The sequence below is a fragment of the Rhizobium sp. PAMB 3174 genome, from assembly GCF_052908375.1.
In genome coordinates, this window is sequence record NZ_CM128608.1 from 2,398,393 (window position 1) to 2,418,955 (window position 20,563).

General features: G+C 63.9%; 16 protein-coding genes. 3 read left to right on the top strand and 13 right to left on the bottom strand.

The window, feature by feature from the left end:
- Position 1 precedes the first annotated feature (1 nt).
- Positions 2 to 940: a DMT family transporter gene (locus ACU5AY_RS11510; RefSeq protein WP_446826311.1), complete on the bottom strand. Its 939-nt coding sequence runs from the start codon at positions 938 to 940 to the stop codon at positions 2 to 4.
- Here ACU5AY_RS11510 and ACU5AY_RS11515 point away from each other — a divergent pair.
- From ACU5AY_RS11515 to ACU5AY_RS11525, 3 genes are all read left to right on the top strand, one after another.
- Positions 939 to 1,136, top strand: a complete 198-nt coding sequence (locus ACU5AY_RS11515) for a hypothetical protein (protein ID WP_446826312.1) — start codon at positions 939 to 941, stop codon at positions 1,134 to 1,136. The two genes, ACU5AY_RS11510 and ACU5AY_RS11515, sit on opposite strands and share 2 nt — an antisense overlap.
- A 103-nt stretch (positions 1,137 to 1,239) precedes the next feature.
- Complete coding sequence (gene pepN, locus ACU5AY_RS11520) at positions 1,240 to 3,888, top strand: aminopeptidase N (protein WP_446826313.1); 2,649 nt, start codon at positions 1,240 to 1,242, stop codon at positions 3,886 to 3,888.
- Positions 3,889 to 4,128: 240 nt separating this feature from the next.
- Entirely contained in the window at positions 4,129 to 6,513 is a 2,385-nt protein-coding gene (locus tag ACU5AY_RS11525) for a PAS domain-containing sensor histidine kinase (protein ID WP_446826314.1), read from the top strand.
- Here ACU5AY_RS11525 and ACU5AY_RS11530 read toward each other — a convergent pair.
- The 12 genes from ACU5AY_RS11530 to ACU5AY_RS11585 all read right to left on the bottom strand — a co-directional run bounded on the left by ACU5AY_RS11530 (position 6,458) and on the right by ACU5AY_RS11585 (position 20,508).
- Positions 6,458 to 9,418, bottom strand: coding sequence for a bifunctional [glutamine synthetase] adenylyltransferase/[glutamine synthetase]-adenylyl-L-tyrosine phosphorylase (locus tag ACU5AY_RS11530; protein ID WP_446826315.1), 2,961 nt, complete (start codon positions 9,416 to 9,418; stop codon positions 6,458 to 6,460). The genes ACU5AY_RS11525 and ACU5AY_RS11530 overlap by 56 nt on opposite strands.
- A gap of 50 nt (positions 9,419 to 9,468) precedes the next feature.
- A complete protein-coding gene (locus ACU5AY_RS11535) occupies positions 9,469 to 10,881 on the bottom strand; it encodes an ATP-binding protein (RefSeq protein WP_446826316.1) in 1,413 nt (470 codons plus the stop codon).
- A 7-nt stretch (positions 10,882 to 10,888) separates the two neighbouring features.
- Positions 10,889 to 11,638, bottom strand: a complete 750-nt coding sequence (locus tag ACU5AY_RS11540; protein ID WP_446824844.1) for a response regulator transcription factor — start codon at positions 11,636 to 11,638, stop codon at positions 10,889 to 10,891.
- A 79-nt stretch (positions 11,639 to 11,717) separates the two neighbouring features.
- The gene (locus ACU5AY_RS11545) at positions 11,718 to 13,253 is read right to left on the bottom strand and encodes a Do family serine endopeptidase (RefSeq protein ID WP_446824845.1); all 1,536 of its coding nucleotides are present in this window, start codon (positions 13,251 to 13,253) and stop codon (positions 11,718 to 11,720) included.
- Between the two features lie 163 nt (positions 13,254 to 13,416).
- The gene (locus ACU5AY_RS11550) at positions 13,417 to 13,872 is read right to left on the bottom strand and encodes a cytochrome c-type biogenesis protein (protein ID WP_446826317.1); all 456 of its coding nucleotides are present in this window, start codon (positions 13,870 to 13,872) and stop codon (positions 13,417 to 13,419) included.
- Positions 13,869 to 15,860 carry a heme lyase CcmF/NrfE family subunit gene (locus tag ACU5AY_RS11555; protein WP_446826318.1) on the bottom strand — a complete coding sequence of 664 codons (1,992 nt, stop codon included), beginning with the start codon at positions 15,858 to 15,860 and terminating at the stop codon, positions 13,869 to 13,871. Before ACU5AY_RS11555 ends, ACU5AY_RS11550 begins: the two co-directional genes overlap by 4 nt.
- Complete coding sequence (gene ccmE, locus ACU5AY_RS11560) at positions 15,857 to 16,309, bottom strand: cytochrome c maturation protein CcmE (RefSeq protein ID WP_446824848.1); 453 nt, start codon at positions 16,307 to 16,309, stop codon at positions 15,857 to 15,859. The genes ACU5AY_RS11555 and ccmE overlap by 4 nt, the downstream gene beginning before the upstream one ends.
- Complete coding sequence (gene ccmI, locus ACU5AY_RS11565; protein ID WP_446826319.1) at positions 16,306 to 17,445, bottom strand: c-type cytochrome biogenesis protein CcmI; 1,140 nt, start codon at positions 17,443 to 17,445, stop codon at positions 16,306 to 16,308. The genes ccmE and ccmI overlap by 4 nt, the downstream gene beginning before the upstream one ends.
- 121 nt (positions 17,446 to 17,566) lie before the next feature.
- Complete coding sequence (locus ACU5AY_RS11570) at positions 17,567 to 17,977, bottom strand: hypothetical protein (protein WP_446824850.1); 411 nt, start codon at positions 17,975 to 17,977, stop codon at positions 17,567 to 17,569.
- A gap of 137 nt (positions 17,978 to 18,114) precedes the next feature.
- Entirely contained in the window at positions 18,115 to 19,500 is a 1,386-nt protein-coding gene (locus ACU5AY_RS11575; RefSeq protein WP_446826320.1) for an ATP-binding protein, read from the bottom strand.
- Between the two features lie 5 nt (positions 19,501 to 19,505).
- A complete protein-coding gene (locus ACU5AY_RS11580) occupies positions 19,506 to 20,192 on the bottom strand; it encodes a response regulator transcription factor (protein ID WP_446824852.1) in 687 nt (228 codons plus the stop codon).
- A 67-nt stretch (positions 20,193 to 20,259) separates the two neighbouring features.
- Positions 20,260 to 20,508 carry a hypothetical protein gene (locus tag ACU5AY_RS11585; protein ID WP_446824853.1) on the bottom strand — a complete coding sequence of 83 codons (249 nt, stop codon included), beginning with the start codon at positions 20,506 to 20,508 and terminating at the stop codon, positions 20,260 to 20,262.
- Between the last annotated feature and the right edge of the window lie 55 nt (positions 20,509 to 20,563).

Sequence of the window (20,563 nt, forward strand, 5' to 3'; positions counted from 1 at the left end):
TTCAAACCCGCTGCGCGCCGGCTTCGCGCGCCGCACGGCGCTCGAGCCCAAGCTTGTGCTCGCGGTAGATGATGAAGATGCCGGCCGAAACGACGAAGACCGTGCCGATGATGGTCGTCAGCGTCGGCGCTTCGCCGAAGAGGAAATAGGAGATCGCGATCCCGAGCAGGATCGACGAATAGTCGAAGGGCGCGACCGTGGAGACATCCGCCTGGCGGTAGCTCTCCGTCAGCAGGATCTGCCCTGCCCCACCCAGAAAGCCGGATGCGATGAGCAACGTGGCGTGGTTCCAGGAAAGATGCGGCCAGCCGAATGGAATGGTCGCCAGCGAGAAGACGGCGGCCGTCAGCGAGAAATAGAGCACGATCGTCGCAGTCTTCTCCGAACCGACCAGCTGGCGAACCTGCATCTGGGCCAGCGCGCCAAGGGTGGCGGAGGCCAGCACGGCCAGTACGCCAAGTGCGGCAAGCGAGCCGAATCCTTCCGTCTGGAAGAGCGTCAGATTGGGCCAGGAGATGATCATCACGCCGACCATGCCGAAGAAGACGGCCGTCCAGCGATAGACCCGCACCGTCTCGTGCAGCAGCAGCGCGGCAAACACGACCGCCAGCAGCGGCATGGCATAGCCGATGGCGATGGCTTCGGGCAGCGGCAGCAGCACGAGGCCGTAGAAGCCGAGACCCATCGAAATGATGCCGAGAACGCCGCGCTTGAGGTGGCCCACCGGATTGGCGGTCGCAAAGGCCGTCCGCAGCGCGCCGCGATAGGCGAGATAGGAGAAGATCGGCACCATGGCGAAGGCCGAGCGGTAGAAGGTGATCTGGCCGGTGGCGGCGGCATCGCCCACCGCCTTGATGCAGGTCTGCATGGCGACGAAGAAGACGACCGACAGCAATTTGAGAAGAATTCCCCGCATGGGATTGAGGAGGTCGGCGCTCATGACTGCACTTCTTGATTGTATTTTCGGGGCGCTTTGGGAACAGCAGGCGATGGAAGACGAGTTGTCCTCGTCAACGGTCCTAAACCTTTGGGCAGGTTTTTCCAGCCCAAAGGCGGGAAAATATGACCGCATCGCCGCAAATTTCCTGCGCGTGGAATGCCAAGAACTTTTTCGCGGCGAATGTATAAAATTTTAGCTTTGGTTCAGACTTTCATGGGAACATCGGCCAGCGAAATAAAGATTCCGAAGGGAAACTCCCCTACAAGGAATTCCAAACGGGAACCACTCCAGGATTTCTTATGCGAACAGATACGGGCCAGGTCATTCGTCTGGCAGACTACCAGCCGACAGATTTCGTTCTTGAACGCGTTGACCTGACGTTCGAACTGGACCCGACCGAGACGAAGGTCGAGGCGCGCCTGATCTTTCACCGCCGCGAAGGCACAGCCCCCACAGCACCGCTGGTGCTGGACGGCGACAGCCTGTCGCTCCAGGGGCTGCTGATCGACCAGATCGAGCTTGAAGCAGACCGCTACACCGTAACGCCGGAACGGCTCGAAGTCAGAGACCTGCCGGCGAGCGAGCCGTTCGAGATCTGTGTGACCACGATCATCAACCCGGAAGCCAACACGCAGCTGATGGGCCTCTATCGCACCAACGGCATCTACTGCACGCAGTGCGAGGCGGAAGGCTTTCGCCGCATCACCTATTTCCCCGACCGGCCGGATGTCCTGGCGCTCTATACCGTCAACATCATCGCCGACAAGCAGGCCAATCCGCTGCTCTTGTCGAATGGCAACTTCCTCGGCGGGGCCGGTTTCGGACCGGACAAGCATTTCGCCGCCTGGTTCGATCCGCATCCGAAGCCTAGCTACCTGTTTGCGCTGGTCGCCGGCGATCTCGGTGTGGTCGAGGACACGTTCACGACCATGGGCGGCCGCGAGGTCGCGCTGAAGATCTATGTCGAGCACGGCAAGGAGCCGCGCGCCGCCTATGCCATGGATGCCCTCAAGCGCTCCATGAAGTGGGACGAGGAACGCTTCGGCCGCGAATACGATCTCGACATCTTCATGATCGTCGCCGTCTCCGACTTCAACATGGGCGCCATGGAGAACAAGGGGCTCAACGTCTTCAACGACAAGTACATCCTCGCCGACCCGGAAACGGCGACCGATGCCGACTACGCCAATATCGAGGCGATCATCGCGCATGAGTATTTCCACAACTGGACCGGCAACCGCATCACCTGCCGCGACTGGTTCCAGCTGTGCCTCAAGGAAGGCCTGACGGTCTACCGCGACCACGAATTTTCCGCCGACCAGCGCTCGCGTGCGGTCAAGCGCATTGCCGAAGTCCGCCACCTGCGTGCCGAGCAGTTCCCGGAAGACGCCGGACCGCTCGCCCATCCGGTGCGTCCGACGACCTATCGCGAGATCAACAACTTCTACACCACGACCGTCTACGAGAAGGGCTCGGAGGTCACGCGGATGATCTCCACCATCCTCGGCCCGGACCTCTTCAAGAAGGGCATGGACATCTACTTCGACCGTCACGACGGCGAAGCGACGACCGTCGAGACCTTCGTCAAGTGCTTCGAGGACGCCAGCGGCCGCGACCTCAGCCAGTTTTCGCTCTGGTACAACCAGGCCGGCACGCCGCTCGTCACCGCATCGGCCGAATATGACGCGGCGAAGAAGACCTTCACGCTGTCGCTCGAGCAGATGATCCCGGCCACACCCGGCCAGCCGAACAAGTCGCCGGCGCATATCCCGCTGAAATTTGCGCTGATCCTGCCAAACGGCGGCATCGCCGAAGCGTCAAAGGTCACAGGCGCAACCGTGACCGACGACGTGCTGCATCTCCTCAAGCGCAAGCAGAAGGTGGTGTTCTCGGGCGTCTCCGCACGGCCGGTCCTGTCGCTGAACCGAGGCTTCTCGGCGCCGATCAACCTGCATTTCCCGATGCCGGTTCCAGACCTCATCCACATCGCCCGCCATGACACGGACCTCTTCGCCCGCTGGCAGGCCATCACCGACATCGCCCTGACGATCCTGACGGCTGCGGCAAAGGATGTGCGTGCCGGACAACCGGCAAGCTGCGACCCGGCGCTGATCGACACGCTTTACGCCATCGCATCGGACGACACGCTGGAGCCGGCGTTTCGCGCCCAGGCACTGTCGCTGCCGACCGAATCCGATATCGCCCGCGAGCTCGGCAACGACAACGATCCGGATGCAATCCGCGCCGCCCGCGTCGCCGTGATGACCGCGATCGCCAGCCATGACCCGGCGCGCTTCGTCTCCCTGTATGAGGCGATGGCTACGCCGGGTGAATTCAGCCCCGAGGCGGCCAGCGCCGGCAAGCGGGCCCTGCGCAATGGCGCCCTCACCTATCTCGCCCATGCCGACGCCTCGCCTGAGCGCGTTGCCGCAGCGTTTGCGTCCGCCAACAACATGACCGAGCTCGCGCATGCGCTGAGCCTTCTCGTGCATGCCTATCCGGATACCGACGAAACGCGGCAGGCACTCGAAACGTTCAAGAACCGCTTCAAGGACAACGCGCTCGTCATCGACAAGTGGTTCTCGATCCAGGCGACAACGCCCGGTGACGCCGCGCTGTCGCGGGTCAAGGCGCTCAAGGCCGATCCGCTGTTCAACGCTGGCAATCCGAACCGGGTCCGTTCCCTGATCGGCTCGTTTGCCTTCGGCAATCCGACGGGCTTCAACCGCAAGGACGGCGGCGGATACGATTTCCTGGCCTCAGAGATCCTGGCGATCGACGGCAAGAACCCGCAGCTCGCATCCCGCATCCTGACCTCGATGCGATCCTGGCAGTCGCTGGAGGCGACACGCAGCGCGCATGCCCGCACCGCCCTCGTCCGGATCGAGCAAGCAACTGGCCTTTCGACCGACGTCCGCGACATCGTCGAGCGCATGCTGAAGGCCTGATATCGGCCTTTGGCAGGCACCGTTCTGGCCCGCCAAACATCTGTGATTCCGGCTTTTCCTCGCCTTGACAGGCGCGGCCGAGACCCCGCAGCAAATGCCTCCCGAAAAAATGCGAATCATAACAAGCGGTTAAAAAATCGTTACTTTTTAGGCTGGACAACCCGAATCACCTTTGATTCCATAGGCCTAGATTCGCGCGGCAGTTCTTGCGAATCGTGCGGGGAACCAGGGCAGGCTAGAATGACAAACGTGCGGCGGGTCACCGCAGCCGAAGGGCGACTGCGTCTCAAGACGCCGGATTTCAGCATCTTTCACGACTGGCTCAAACGGGGGGCGGAACAGATGTTCACGGCAAGGGCAAGCCGTCTGCCGCAGATCGAGCCTGTTCTCAAGCGCTCGATCCCGATCCTCATCATCATCTTTCTGTCGATCGTCGCAGCCTCGCGGATCATCGGTGTCGTCTCAGAACAGGACCGGCTCGAGGAGAGCCTGCGTCAGTCGACGGTACTGACGCTTTCCGCCGCCAATTCCGCCTTTGGCAGTACAGAAGCGGCGGCTGCCTGGAGCAACCGCGACGCCGCGGAGGAGATGCTCCGCGCCAAGCTTCCGTCCGCCAGCCTGCCGTCCGGTACCTTCATCCTGCTGATCCATGCCGACGGCACGATCTTCGCCAGTTCCCCGACCGGCGCCGGCTTCGTCGGCATGAAGCTTCCCGAACTGCTGCCGGAAATGATGACGGTCGGTCGCTACGGCACAAGCACCGGCATCATCCAGGCGATGATCGGCTCGGTGCCCTATGACGCCGCCATCAGCCTCGCCGGCGACAAGGGCGGCATGATCTTCGTCGCCTCCTCGCGCGAATGGATCGGCCAGCAGTGGCGCAACGAGGTAGCGCTGAACGTCACGCTGTTTGCCGGCACCTCGGCAATCCTGCTCGTCGTCCTCTACGCCTATTACACGCAAATCAAGCGGGCCCGCGATTCGGATCTCGTTTATCAGGAATCGAGCCTGCGGGTCGAAACCGCGCTGTCGCGCGGCCGCAGCGGCCTCTGGGACTTCGATTTCTCCACCCGCCGGCTCTACTGGTCTCGCTCCATGTACCAGATGCTCGGCCTGCCGCCGTCCGACCGCATCCTCACCTTCTCGGATGCCGCCCGGCGCATGCATCCGGAAGACCAGAACTTCTACGCGATCGCCCGCTCCGTGGCGCATGGGGAGGCCCGCAACATCGACGAGGTGTTCCGCGTCCGCCACGCCGACGGTCACTATGTCTGGCTCAGGGCGCGCGCCCAGCTGGTTCGCACTGCATCCGGCAAAGTCCACCTGATCGGCATCGCCATGGACGTTTCCGAACAACACCGCCTCGCCCAGCGCTATGCCGAAGCCGACCAGCGTCTGGCCGACGCGCTGGAATGCACCTCGGAAACTTTCGTGCTCTGGGACCGCTACGACCGGCTGGTGATGTGCAACGCCCATTTCCAGCAGGCGTACGGACTGCCGGACACCGTCCTCATTCCCGGCACCGACCGCAAGAAGGTCATGGCCGCGGCCGCGCGGCCCGTCGTCACCCGCCGCATCGCCGATCCGGACCGCAACGGTCGTTCGCAGACGGCAGAGGTTCAGCTCGCCGACGAGCGCTGGCTGCAGATCAACGAGCGGCGCACCCGTGACGGCGGCCTCGTCTCGGTCGGTACCGACATCACCCAGCTCAAGCGCAACACCGAACGGCTGCGCAAGTCCGAGCGCCGTCTGATGGCGACCATCAACGACCTGTCCGCCTATCGCCAGACACTGGAAAAGCAGAAGGCCGAACTGTCCATCGCCAACGCCAACTACCAGGCGGAGAAGGAACGCGCCGAGGCCGCCAACATCGCCAAGTCCGATTTCCTCGCCAACATGTCGCACGAGCTGCGCACGCCGCTGAACGCCATCCTCGGCTTCTCGGAAATCCTGCTCAACCAGATGTTCGGCGAGCTCGGTTCTCCGAAATACAACGAATATGCCCGCGACATCCACGATAGCGGCAAGCACCTGCTCAACGTCATCAACGACATCCTCGACATGTCGAAGATCGAGGCCGGCCACATGCGGCTGCATTGCGAGGCGATCGATCTGGCGCCGCTGATCGAGGAGAGCCTGCGCTTCATCACCATTCCGGCAAGCCAGAAGAATATCGATGTGATGCCGTCAATCTCCTCCGGCCTGACGCTGGTCGCCGACCGCCGGGCGATGAAGCAGATCATGCTCAACATCCTTTCCAACGCGGTGAAGTTCACCAATGAGGGCGGCCGGGTTTCGGTCAAGGCCCGCAAGGCCGGCGGCGCGGTCTACCTGACTTTTGCCGACAGCGGCATCGGCATTCCGCGCGCCGCGATCTCGAAGATCGGCCAGCCGTTCGAACAGGTCCAGAACCAGTACGCCAAGAGCAAGGGCGGCTCGGGCCTCGGCCTTGCCATCTCGCGCTCGCTGGCGGCTCTTCACGGCGGCAAGATGAAGATCGTCTCGCGCGAGAAGGAAGGCACCATCATCTGCCTGCGCATTCCCGACCTCGGTACCTCCGTCGATCTCGTCAGGCTTTCAAAGTCCTTTGAAAAATCGTCCGTACGGCTTTTGCGCAGCGCTTGATCTCGGCTTCCAGCTGGCCGATGGCCGGGCATCCGCCCGCATGGCAAACGAGATCGACCAGTCCTGACGGCGCCTCCTTCGGATCGAAGGCGTCGTCGATGCACAGTCGAATGATCTGCGAGACTTCGCCGTAGAGCCGCAGCGCCTCCAGGCATGTGTCGAGATCGTCGCGGCTCATCATCCGCGCACCCAACGCCTCCAGCAGCTCCTGTGTCGTCATGCCGGCGGTGTGCACCTCGATATGCTCCGCCCCCGCCGCAAGCGCCAGATACTGGCCGAGGAATTCCAGGTCGATCAGGCCGCCGGCGATCAGCTTCATGTCCCACAGGCTTTCCGGCGGCTTTTCCTTGTCGATCATGCCGCGCATGTCCGACACGTCCTTGGCGAGCGCTGCCGGATCACGCCGGCGCGCCACGATCCCGTCGATGACGGCGACCGTCTCTGCGCAGAGGCGTTTGTCTCCGCAGATCGGGCGGGCACGCGTCAGCGCCATGTGCTCCCAGGTCCAGGCCTCCTCCTCCTGGTATTTGACGAAGGCGCGGAAGCGGGTCGCAAGCGGCCCCTTGTTGCCGGACGGCCGCAGCCGCATGTCGACCTCGAACAGCACGCCCTCTGCCGTCGGCGCCGACAGCGCCGCCATAAGCCGCTGTGTCAGGCGCGTGAAATAGCGCTGCGCGTCGAGCGGCTTCGCACCGTCCGATTCGGCGTTGTCGTCGTCATATTCATAGAGCAGGATCAGGTCGACGTCGGAGCCGGCCGTCAGCTCGAAACTGCCGAGCTTGCCCATGCCGAGGATCGCCACGCGGCTGTCGGGAAACACCCCGTGCGCGGCCTCCATCTCGTCGATCACCGCGCGTAGCGCGGCCGCGATCGCAAGATCCGCCAGATGGGTGAAGGCCTTGCCGGCGTCCGCGCCGCTGATCGCGCCGGTCAAAAGCCGGATGCCGATCAGGAAGCGCTGTTCGGCAGCAAAGATGCGCAATCGGTCGAGCACGTCCTCGTAGACGACCGCACCCGACAGGAATTCCTCGAGCCGTGTTTCGAGATAGATCCGCGTCGGCAGTTCCGACAAGAGCGCCGGGTCCAGCATGCCGTCGAAGACATGCGGCCGCGAGGCGATGATGTCGGCAAGCCGAGGGGCCGACGCCATGATCGTCACCATCAGGTCGAGAAGCGCGGGATTGCTGGCGAGCAACGAGAACAGCTGGACGCCGGCCGGCAGGCCGGACAGGAACTGATCGAAGCGAAGCAGCGCCTCGTCTGCCCGCCGGTTCTCGCCGAACGCCTTCAAGAGTTGCGGCGTCAGCGCCGTCAGCCTCTCGCGCGCCGGCGCCGACTGCGTCACCCGGTAGCGGCCGTAATGCCAGCCGCGGATGACCGACGAGATCGCCTCGGGCCGCTCGAAGCCGAGCTTGCGCAGCGTCTCCAGCGTCGCCGGATCGTCCTGCTGGCCGGTGAAGACGAGATTGCCGGCATCGCTCGCCAGTTCCGCCTCGCGCTCGAACAGCCGCGCATAGCGATGCTCGACGCGCTTGAGCACCGATGTCAGTTTCTGCGAAAAGCCCTTCGTGTCCTCGAAGCCGCACATATAGGCGATGCGTTTCAGTTCTGCCTCGCTGTCCGGCAACACATGCGACTGCTCGTCGCGCATCATCTGGATGCGATGCTCGACCTCGCGCAGGAACCAGTAGGCCGAAGTCATCTCGTCGCGCGTCGATGCTCCGATCCAGCGCGCCTCGGCAAGCGCTTCGAGCGCTTCCTGCGTCGGCCGGATGCGCAGTTCCGGCATACGGCCGCCGGCGATCAGCTGCTGGGTCTGGACGAAGAACTCGATCTCGCGGATACCGCCGCGCCCGAGCTTGACGTTGTGGCCCTTGACCGCGATCTCGCCGTGCCCCTTGTGGACATGGATCTGCCGCTTGATCGAATGAATGTCGGAAATCGCCGCATAGTCGAGATACTTGCGGAAGACGAAGGGGCGTAGCTCGTTGACGAAAGCCGCTCCGGCCTCGAGGTCGCCGGCGCAGGGCCGCGCCTTGATGAAGGCCGCGCGCTCCCAGTTCTGGCCGCGGCTTTCGTAGTAAAGCAGCGCCGCTTCGACGGGGATGGCAAGCGGCGTCGAACCCGGATCAGGCCTCAACCGCAGGTCCGTGCGAAAGACATAGCCGTCGGCGGTGCGCTCCTGAAGGATGCGCACCAGCCGCCGCATGAGGCGGGGAAAGAGATCGATCGCATCGTCCGGATCGGCGACCAGACCCGAGGCCGGATCGAAGAAGACGACAATGTCGATATCGGAGGAATAATTGAGTTCACCGGCACCGAGCTTGCCCATGCCGAGGACGACGAGACCGGACCCCTTCGACGGCTGGTCCGTATCCTTCAGCGTCATGCGGCCGTCAGCCGCGGTGGTGGCGAGAAGATGATCGATCGCCGCCGAGATCGCCGCATCCGCCAGCGCGCTCAGCCACGCCGTTACCTCGGCAGTAGACAAGATCCGACCGAGATCGGCCAGCGCCAGCAGGAAGGAGACACGGCGCTTGGCGACCCGCAGCCGCGACATCACTTCGGCTTCCGCCGGCAGCCCGCCGTCCTTGTCCGCCTTCCAGCTGCCGCGCGCATCCTGCACCAGGGAGCGGATTATGCCGTCGAGCGGTTCGGAAAAAGCGATCGGCAGGAACGATGCCTCCAGCCTTGCCATATCGCGAAGATGCGGGGAAAGCGTCATTGCTGCGAGGAAGAAGGACTTGAGGTCCGGGTTCGCCTCGATCACCGGAGCCAGGTCCGGCGCCTCCGCCATCCACTCCTTCAGGTCCGCCGCCGCCGATTTCAGCTCGCTCTGGCTGAAGGGCCTGATCACCCCTGCCTCGACGTCCGAAAGACGCCGCATGTGTTGCTTTGCGTCCATGCCATTCCTCCCTCAGCCGGTATAGCAGCCGGGGACCGCGATTGCGACCGTCAGAGCTTGGCGGCGGGGAAAATCATCGTGACCGTCAAGCCCTTGGCGACCTCGGAGTCCGGATCCGTGTCGGACAGCTCCAGCCGTCCGCCATGCAGCAGCATGACCGCTTCGACGAGCGACAGGCCAAGCCCCGTGCCAGGCTTGGTACGGCTCTCGTCCAACCGGACAAAGCGCTTGACGACGTCGTCGCGGCGGTCGGCTGGGATGCCCGGCCCGTGGTCGACCACGGACAGGCGGATCTCGCCACCCTCGCTTGCCGCGCGCACGCAGATCTTGCGCTCGCCCTCGCCTTCGACGGCATACTTGATGGCGTTGTCCATCAGGTTGGTCAGCGCCTGGCCGATCAGTTCGCGGTTGCCGAGCATGGAGAGCTTTTCGCCGATATCGGTCTCCAGCGACAGGCCGACGTCCTCGGCCACGGGCTCGTAGAGTTCGGCGCTGTCGGCGACGATCTCGGCGAGATCGACAGGGCTCATCTCGGCGGCGACCGATCCGGCCTCGACACGGGAAATCATCAGCAGCGCGTTGAAGGTGCGGATCAGCTGGTCGGATTCGGCGATGATGCCTTCCAGCGCCTGCTGGCGAGCTTCCGGCTCCGGATTGGCAAGCGCGTCGGCCGCCTTGTTGCGCAGCCGCGTCAGCGGCGTCTTCAGGTCATGGGCGATGTTGTCGGAAACCTGCCGCAGCCCTTCGTTGAGCTTGGCGATCCGGCCGATCATCGCGTTCAGCGATACCGACAGCCGGTCGAACTCGTCGCCGGAGCCGGATTCCGGCAACCGCTGCGTCAGGTCGCCGGCCATGATCTTCTTGCTGGCCGCCGACATCCGGTCGATCCGTTTGAGCGCATTGCGGCCGATGCCGAACCAGATCAGCACCGCGCCGGCGCCCATGATCGCCAACGCCAGCATCAGCGCCCGGCGCACGAGATAGCGCAGCCGCTGCGGCTCGCCGAGATCGCGGGCGATCAGGATACGCAGACCATTGTCGAGGACGAAGACGTAGCCGACCGCGACGTGCTGCGGCCTCTTCGTCTCGTCGTCGGCATAGCGCGTATAGCGGAAGGGATGGTCGACCCAGCCGGTCGCATCGAGCACACCGGGATCAACCGCCTGCACGTTGCCGGCCAGCACCTGGCCGACGGGACCGGCGATCACGTAGAGGTTGGCGCCGGGCTGGCGGGCGCGCCGCTCGATGGTCTTCAGGATGCCGTTGACCCCTGCCCGCGCATAGATCTCGCTGAAATCCTTGATCTCATCGGCAAGTGATTCCTGCACCTGCCGCCCGATCAGCTGGCCGGACATCGACGTCACGTAGAAGACCAGCATGGCGGCGCACAGGCCGAACAGCAGGATATAGAGCGCTGAAAGCCTGACGGCGGTCGAGCGGAAGAGCAGCATCAGTCGCGCCATCCGGCCCTTATCCTTCGTCGCGGATCATGTAGCCGGCGCCGCGGATGGTCTTCAAGAGCGGCCGGTCGAAATCCTTCTCGATCTTGGAGCGCAGGCGCGAGACATGCACGTCGATGACGTTGGTCTGCGGATCGAAATGATAGTCCCAGACATTTTCGAGCAGCATGGTGCGGGTTACCACCTGGCCGGCATTCTTCATCAGATATTCGAGCAGGCGGAATTCGCGCGGCTGCAGCAGGATTTCCTTGCCGTCGCGGCGCACCTGATGCGACAGGCGGTCGAGCTCCAGGTCGCCGACCCGATAGACCATGTCCTGTTCCGGCGTGCCCTTGCGGCGTCCGAGAACTTCGACGCGGGCCAGCAGTTCGGAAAAGGCGTAGGGCTTCGGCAGGTAATCGTCGCCGCCGGCGCGCAGGCCGGTCACGCGGTCGTCCACCTGGCCGAGCGCCGAGAGGATGAGGACGGGCGTATGGATGCCCTTGCGGCGCAGCTCGCTGATCACCGACAGGCCGTCGCGGCGCGGCAGCATGCGGTCGATCAAGAGCACGTCGTACGGGTTCTCGGATGCCATGAACAGGCCGCTCTCGCCGTCGCTGGCGTGGTCGGCCACGATGCCGGTTTCCCGGAATGCCTTGACCAGGTAGGCGGCAGCCTCCAGGTCGTCTTCGATCAGCAGAATCTTCATGTGCGCGACATTAGCCGGTCTTCCGGCATCCGCACAGTCCTTCTCCACAGCGGCGATTTCAGCATCAGACATTCGCTCACTCCATTGCCCGGAACCAAAAAGGCGTCGCGCAGCGGTTGATGCTGCGCGACGCCCGGTGTGTCGGAACCGATCAGCCCTGGCTGACGGGCAGAGCCACGAAGCGGCTGCCCTGCTGGGTCTCGATCTGGAACAGCGCCTTGGTGCGGCCGTTGTCCTTGGCTTCCTTCAGTGCCTTGACGATGTCGTCGGCGCTGGAGATCTCCTGGTTGTTGACCGAGGTGATCTTGTCGCCGGCGCGGATGCCCTTGTCGGCGGCGTCGGAGTTCGGATCGACGTCGTTGATCGTCACGCCATTGCCGTCGTCGGAAGGCGCCACGCTGAGGCCGAGGTCGGCCAGCGCCTTGTCGGTGGACGGCGTTGCCTGGTCGGAGCCTTCATCGGCACTTGCGACCTTTTCGGCCGGCAGCGTGCCGAGCTTGACGCTCAGGTCCTGCGACTTGCCATCGCGCCAGATCGTCACGTCGACCTTGGCACCCGGTGCCATGGCGCCGATGCGGCGGGCGAGATCACGGGAGTCCTTGATCGGGTCGCCGTTGACCGCGGTCACCACGTCACCCTTCTTGATGCCGGCTTCCATGCCCGGAGAGTTTTCCTGCGGCTCGATCACCAGCGCGCCCTTGGCCTCTGCAAGGCCGAGCGATTCGGCGATGTCCTTGGTCACCGGCTGGATCTGTACGCCGAGCCAGCCGCGGTCGACCGCGCCGCTCTTGATCAGGTCGTTGACGACGCCCTGGGCAACGGAGGCCGGAATGGCGAAGGCAATGCCGACATTGCCGCCGGAAGGCGTGGAGATCGCCGTATTGATGCCGATCACTTCGCCGTTCAGGTTGAAGGCCGGACCACCGGAGTTGCCGGGGTTCACGGCAGCGTCGATCTGGATGAAGTCGTCATAGGGACCGGAGTGGATATCGCGGCCGCGGGCCGAAACGATGCCCGCCGTCACCGTGCCGCCGAGACCGAACGGGTTGCCGACTGCGACGACCCAGTCGCCGACGCGAACCTTGTTGTCATCGGCAAACTGCACGTAGGTGAACTTGCGCTTGGAATCGACCTTCAGCACGGCCAGGTCGGTGCGCGGATCGGTGCCGATCAGCTTGGCCGGCATCTCGGTGCCGTCGTTCATGACGACCGTGAAGGCAGAACCGTCGGAGACGACGTGGTTGTTGGTGACGATGTAGCCGTCATCGGAGATGAAGAAGCCGGATCCCTGGGCGGTCGGACGCAGACGCTGCTTGCCCTTGGGCATGCCGTTGCCGTCCTGCGGGCCGCCATTCGGGCCGCCGAAATCGCGGAAGAAGCGCTTCAGCGGGTGGTCGTCGGGGAGGTTGTCGAAGCCGCGCTCACCGAAGTTGAAGTAGAAGCCGCCGTCATCGGCAGCCGGCTGAACCTTGGATTCGACGCGGACGGAAACGACCGCCGGCGAAACGGCATCGACGACGTCGGCAAAGCTTGCGACGTGTGGCGCGTCGACCTCAACCGGTGCCGCATAGCTCTGTTCGACGAGAGCCGGAATGCCGGTCGACAGGAGCACAGCCGCAAGACCCGCGACAGTCGTGGACTTCAGGACGGTTTTCAGGGTGGTGCGACCGTTTTGAGTGCTGGACATGGGGATTACCTTCTCTTCCTTTGTCATTTTGCCTTGGGGGTCGGCAGGAACAATCGATGAAGAAAGGTATAGAGGGTGAGACCTTACGGAGAACTGACCGGGCGATGAATTTTTGGTAATGTTCGGCACTTGTGGAAAACGCCGTATACGAGCCCCCAGAAAATCAGCCTTTCAGTATATTTTCCAATTCCTTGGCCTCTGCCTCGGTCAGCGGCTTGCCGGTCGGCCGAGCGCGGTTCCTGCGCCCGTAGATTAACAACGCGAAACCTCCGGCGACCGCCAGCAGCAAGGGCGCACCCCACAGGATCAGCGTCTTCTCGCCGAAGCGCGGCTTCAAGAGCACGAATTCGCCGTAGCGGGAGACTATATAGTCGATGACCTGCTGGTCAGTGTCGCCCTGCGTCAGCCTGTTGCGGACCAGCAGCCGGAGGTCGCGGGCGAGATCGGCGTTCGAATCGTCGATCGACTGATTCTGGCAGACCATGCAGCGAAGCTCGGACGAAATCGTCCGTGCCCGCGCTTCGAGGGCCGGATCAGCCAATACCTCGTCCGGGTTGACCGCGAAGGCCGGCGCCGCCGTGATCAGGAATGAGAGGATCAGGACAAGACGACGGATCATTCGGCTGCCTCCACCGCCGGTCCGGTCGCCATTTTGGCCCGGCGCTTCGGTGCGCCGACCCGCAGGCGGCGGTCGCTCAGCGAGACGAAACCGCCGACCATCATGAGCAGCGCGCCGCCCCAGATGCAGAGGATGTAAGGCTTCCACCAGATGCGCACGACCATGCCGCCGTCCTCCGTCGGATCGCCCAGCGAAACGTAGAGCTGGCTCAGGCCGAAGGTGCGGATGCCGGCTTCCGTCGTGGGCATGCGGCGGGCTGTGTAGAGCCTCTTGGAGGAGAAGAAATCCGAGACCTGTACACCGCCCCGGGCAATCGAGAAATGGCCCGAATCCTCGGTGTAGTTCGGTCCCTTGCCGGATTTCATCCCGTCGAAAGTGATCTGATAACCGCCGGCCTCCGTCGTCGCGCCGGGCTTCATTTCCACGACGGTTTCCGTCGCGAAGGTCGATACGGCGACGACGCCGAGAACCGAGACGCCGAAGCCCGCATGGGCGAGCGCCGTGCCGAAAGCCGAACGCGGCAGACCCGTCAGCCGCTTCCAGCCGACGCTCAGTCCCGCCTTGGAAAAGCCGGCGCGATAGTAGAGATCGGCGAACGCCCCGAAAATCAGGTAGAAGCCGGCCCCGAGCCCGGCGAGCGCCAGCAGCGGACCGCCGCTCTGCGTGTAGAACAGGATCGCCGCGGCAACGAAGGCGGCTATCGCGAACATGTAGAGCCTCTGGAACGCGCCCAGCAGGTCGCCGCGCTTCCAGGCGAGCAGCGGGCCGAACGGCACGGCAACAATCAGCGGCAGCATCAGAAGGCCGAAGGTCAGGTTGAAGAAAGGCGCACCGACCGAAATCTTCTCGCCTGTCAGCGTTTCGAGCAGCAGCGGATAGAGCGTGCCGGTCAGAACCGTCGCCGTCGATACGGTGAGGATCAGGTTGTTGAGCACCAGCGCCCCCTCGCGGGAGATCGGCGCGAACAGCCCACCGGCCTTCAGGAGCGGCGCGCGGAAGGCAAACAGGCTCAGCGATCCGCCGATGAAGATGATCAAAATGCAGAGGATGAAGATGCCGCGCGACGGGTCCGAGGCGAAGGCGTGCACCGAGGTCAGAACGCCGGAGCGGACGAGGAAGGTGCCGAGCAGCGACAGCGAGAAGGTCAGGATGGCGAGCAGCACCGTCCAGATCTTCAGTGCCTCGCGCTTTTCCATCACGAGGGCCGAATGCAGGAGCGCCGTGCCGGCAAGCCAGGGCATGAAGGAGGCGTTTTCGACCGGATCCCAGAACCACCAGCCGCCCCAGCCGAGCTCGTAATAGGCCCAGTAGGAGCCCATGGCGATGCCGGCCGTCAGACAGGTCCAGGCGGCCAGCGTCCAGGGCCGCACCCAGCGCGCCCAGGCGGCATCGATACGGCCATCCAGAAGCGCTGCGACGGCGAAGGAGAAACAGACCGAGAAGCCGACATAGCCGAGATAGAGGAGCGGCGGATGAATGGCGAGGCCGACATCCTGCAGCACCGGGTTCAGATCCTTGCCCTCAGCCGGCGGCGGGAAAAGCCGCGCGAACGGGTTCGACGTCAGGAGGATGAACAGCGTGAAGGCAAAGCCGATCCAGGCCTGCACCGCCAGCACATTGGCCTTCAGCGTGTCGGGAATGTTGCGGCCGAACAGGGCGACGAGGGCGCTGAAGAAGGCGAGAATCAGCAGCCACAGCATCATCGAGCCTTCGTGGTTGCCCCACACGCCCGAGAATTTGTAGAGCGCCGGCACCAGCGAGTGGGAGTTCTCCCATACGTTGACGACCGAGAAGTCGGAGGTCATGTGGGCGCGCGTCAGCATCGCGAAGGAAAAGGCGACCAGCGCGAAGCCGGTCAGCGCCGCATAGGAGGCAAGATCCATCAGCCCCGCATCGCCGCGCCGGGCGCCGACAACCGGCAGGATCGACTGGACCAGCATGACCCCCAGCGACAATACGAGCGCATAATGTCCAAGCTCGGTCATCATTTGATCGTTTCCTTGCCAGAAAGCGTTACGCCCCGCGCCTCGAGCCTGTCGGCGACATCCTTGGGCATGTAGGTCTCATCATGCTTGGCAAGCACGGTATCGGCAACGAAAACATTGCTGCCCGGCTCGAATGTGCCTTCCGCCACCACGCCCTGCCCTTCGCGAAACAGGTCCGGCAGGATGCCGGTATAGGTCACCTTGACCTCCGACTGCGTATCGGTGACGACGAAGGTCGAGGTCGTGCCGGCGCCGCGCACCCAGCTTCCCTCCTCGACCAGCCCGCCAAGGCGGATCCGGGTGCCCGGCTGCACATGCGCCTCGGCGAGATCCCCGGGCACGTAGAAATAGGCGACCGACTGGCCGAAGGCGAACATCACCAGAAGAACGGCGGCGATGATGAATCCCATGCCGCCGCCGATCACCGCGAGGCGTTTCTGCTTGCGTGTCATTGGCTTACTCCATCCACCGTCAGCCCCATCTCGGTGCCGAGCGCGACGAGCTGCCTGCCCTCGTCACCGTCGGCCGGAAAGGTCTTCAATGCCGTCTTGAGGGCCTCCTCGGCCTTGTCCTTCTGGTTCAGCACCGCATAGGAGCGAACCAGCCGCATCCAGCCCTCGAAATTGTCCGGGTCGTCGGCAAGCTTCTGCGCCAGGCTTGTGACCATCGACTGGATCATCTCCTGGCGGTCGCCGGACGACATGTCCTTTGCGGCCTCCACGTCTTCGGCCGTCGGATTGCCGGGGGCCTTCGCCTCGCCTTCGGCCACCGTCGGCCCACCGCCAACCTGGGCGATATGGCGATTGACGAGCGGCATCCACGGCGCGTCGGCCGGGCTTTCCGCCGCAAGCGCCTTGAAGGCCGCGAGCGCTTCCTCGCGCTTGCCGCTCTCCTCGAGCGCCAGAGCGAGGTAATATTTCGCCTTCGGATTGTTGCCGTCCAGCGCCACCGACTTCTGGAACATCTGCTGCGCCTCGTCGGTAACAATACCGTCGTTGCCGGCAACCAGCGTCTCGCCGAGGCCGGAGAGGCGTTCGGCGTTTTCGCCCAGAAGACGGATGGCGTTGCGATAGGCAAGTTCGGCGTCGCCGATCCGCATGTTGCGGAAGTAGATCGGCGCCAGCAGGTCCCAGCCGCCGCCGTCCTCGGGATTTTCGGCCAGGTGCCGTTCGGCCTTGGCAATCAGGATGCCGACGTCGTTGCCGGGATTGTCCATGCGGGCGGCCAGCGGCTCGTCCGGTGCGCCCGGCGTCCCCGTCAGGCCGTAGAGATAGATTGCGGTTCCGGCAACGGCCAGCACGACGACGGCTGAAACCAGAATGTGCCTTCCGCCCGCCGTCCGCCGCTCCGTCTTCGCCTTGGAGACGGCGATCAGCCGCCTGCCGATCTCGGCGCGGGCATATTCGGCTTCTTCCGCCGAGATGAGCCCGGAAGCGCGGTCCCGCTCCAGCTCGGAGAGCTGGTCGCGGTAAACGGCCGCCTCGCCGGCATTCGTTTCATCGGGCTGACGGCCCCTTCGCAAGAGCGGCATGACGAGCAAGGCCGCGACGAGAACGGTCAGAAGAGTGGCGAGAATCCAGAAATCCATGGCGATCCAAATACTGCAAGCGCGGGGGCTTTCCAACGCTCAAAGTGGCAGACGCGGCAAATTGCTGCGTTTGGCCACACTCGGCCTCGCTTTTAAGGCTTCAGCCTTGCGCCACCATGATTCAGATCAAAGGCGTCCAGCTGCCGTCCTGGTTGCGGCAAGCGACGCCCTTGGCGACTTTCTCGCCATTCGGCGTCTGCAGCGTATGGGAATACTGGCGGCAATTCTGTGAGCCGACCTGATAGGGCGCCGCCGCGACGACCTTGCCGCTATAGCTGCGGCCGGTCCAGGTGACCGCCTGCCCGCCCGGTGCCGCTTCCAGCGCCCGGTACTCTGCTTCCAGCGCCCGCTGCTTGTCGCCATCGCCGAGATCGGCGCCGGTGAGACGCACGATGCCGCCGTTCAGGGCGGCGATGAAGCGCCCCGGAGACGCTGCGTTGCCGATCTTCGGCCCGTTCAGCGCCTGGCAACCGCTCAGGACCATGGCAGTGAGGCAAAGGGACGTAAGGAAGGAAGACCTGATCAAATTCATGAGGAGCAAATACCGGGGAACTGAGCTGTTGTCTGGAACTGGCCGAAAGTGACTTCGCTTTCGTCCGTGGCGTCATTGTGGCGAAGTCTTCACGCTTTTAACACAATCCCGGCAAAGCTGAACCATGTCATTGCGGATCAATCATTTTCCCGGATCAGCGCCGGCAGGAGCAGGCTGGCGCGAAGCCCGCCCATCGTGCCTCGCGACAGGACGAAGTCGCCCTCGTATTCCGTGGCGATCTCCTTGACGATGGACAGGCCCAGCCCCGTTCCGGGCTTGCTTTCGTCGAGCCGCCGGCCGCGCTTCATCGCTTCCTTGATCTCGTCCGGCTCCAGTCCGGGTCCGTCGTCCTCGACGACGATCTCCACCCTGGGCCGCAAGCCGGCTTCCGCGGCTGCACGCCTTGCCGAAATCGTCACCTTGCCCTTGGCGAAACGGGCGGCGTTTTCCAGAAGATTGCCGACCGTCTCCTCGAGGTCCTGCGCCTCCATCGCCAGCATCTGGTCCTTCGGCTCGACCCGAAGCGTGAACTCGACGCCGTCGTTCAGCCGTCGCATGACGCGGATCAGACGCTCCAGCACCGGTTCGATTTCGCAGCGCGCCAGCACCGTGTCGCGCTGCGCCGCGATGCGGGCGCGGTTGAGGTAGGACTGCACCTGCGCCTGCATCGTGTCGGCCTGGTTGCGCACCAGTTCCCCTTGCGCGCCCTGGATAACCCGCGATTCGTTCAATAGCACGGCGATCGGCGTCTTCAGCGAATGGGCGAGATTGCCGACCTGCATGCGGGCGCGCTCGACGATGCGCCGGTTGCTCTCGATCAGCGCATTGACCTCGTTGGCCAGCGGCTGGATTTCGCGTGGGAAGTTTTCCGGCAGCTTCTCGCTTTCGCCGCCGCGGATCTTCTCGAGCGCCTTTCTGGCACGGTCGAGCGGACGCAGGCCGAGCAGGATCGCCAGCGCGTTGATGACAAGGCTGCCGAAGCCGAATACGCCGAGCGCCAGGTAGAGGCGATGGGAGAAATAGCGCACGTCGTCCTCGACGACATCGGTGTTCCCCGCCACGCGAAACCGGGCGATGCGGCCGTCATTGTCCATGATGACCTCGGTTTCGGCGATCATCACGGTGTTGCCGCTACCGTCCGGTTCGGAATAGAGGCGCTCGTAGTTTGCGTCGAACGGCACCGCCGCCGTCGAGACCACCGGCAGCTTGATATCGCCAAGCGAGCTCGAGACCAGCGGCTCGGCCTTGTAGTCGCCGATCGGCTCGACCATCCAGTACCAGCCACTGGCCGGCTGCTGGAAATCGAGATTGCCGAGCTGCGGCGAGCCGGTCAGCTTGCCGGCGTCGTCGACGGAAACCGAGTTGATGACGTTGTAGAGCTGGGCGTGCAGCAGTCCCTCGAAGCCGCGCTCGGCCCCGCGCCGGTAGAGCGTCGAGATGACCAGCGCGATCACCACGATCGCCACCGCCGACCAGACTGTCGCCAGCAGCAGAACGCGGAAGGTCAGTGAGCTGTTGCGCATCGCCCCTATTTCGCGTCGGCGGACTTGGCGTCGCCCGGCGCCTGCATCCGGTATCCGAGACCGCGCACCGTTTCGATCAGGTCGACGCCGAGCTTCTTGCGCAGACGCCCGACGAAGACCTCGATCGTATTGGAATCGCGGTCGAAGTCCTGATCATACATATGCTCGACCAGTTCGGTGCGCGACACCACTTCGCCGAGATGATGCATCAGGTAGGACAGAAGGCGATACTCATGCGAGGTGAGTTTCAGCGTCATGCCGTTGACGGTCGCCTTCGAACTCTTGGTGTCGAGGCGCACCGGACCGCAACTGATTTCAGAGGTGACGACGCCCGCCGCACGGCGGATCAGCGCGCGCAGGCGCGCCAGCACTTCCTCGACATGGAACGGCTTCGTCACGTAATCATCCGCGCCGGCGTCGATACCGGCCACCTTGTCGGACCAGCGGTCGCGGGCGGTCAGGATCAGGACCGGCATCGCGCGGCCTTCAGCACGCCACTTCTCCAGCACAGTGATGCCGTCCATCTCCGGCAGGCCGATATCGAGAACCACCGCGTCATAGGGCTCGGTTTCGCCCAGGAAATGGCCTTCCTCGCCGTCGAATGCCTGATCGACCACATAACCGGCCTCCTTCAGCGTCTCGCTCAGCTGCCGGTTGAGATTTTCGTCATCCTCGACGACCAGAATGCGCATGGCGGTCCCACCCTCTTCACATAAAAAACCTCCCGCCCGGAATCACCGGGCGGGAGGTTGCAGTCTATTACATCGGGACCTTTTTCGTCACCTTCTTCGGTCGCTCGCCGTCGCGTTGCACGAGAACGGTGACGACACACGAATTGCCGGACGCCTGTACCGAGAGTAGCTGCCCGCCCGTCTGGGACACCACCTGCGAGGCGGCAGCCTGGCAATTGCCCCCCGCCTCGACGACATAGCGGGTCGTCTGCGGCGGCTCGAAAGCCATGCCCGACAGCCCTGCAGTGAGTGCGGCGATGATGAGGGGAGACGCCATTGCTTTCCCTTTCGGCATTAAACGATGTTGAAGCCGTTTCTAACCGATCCCACCT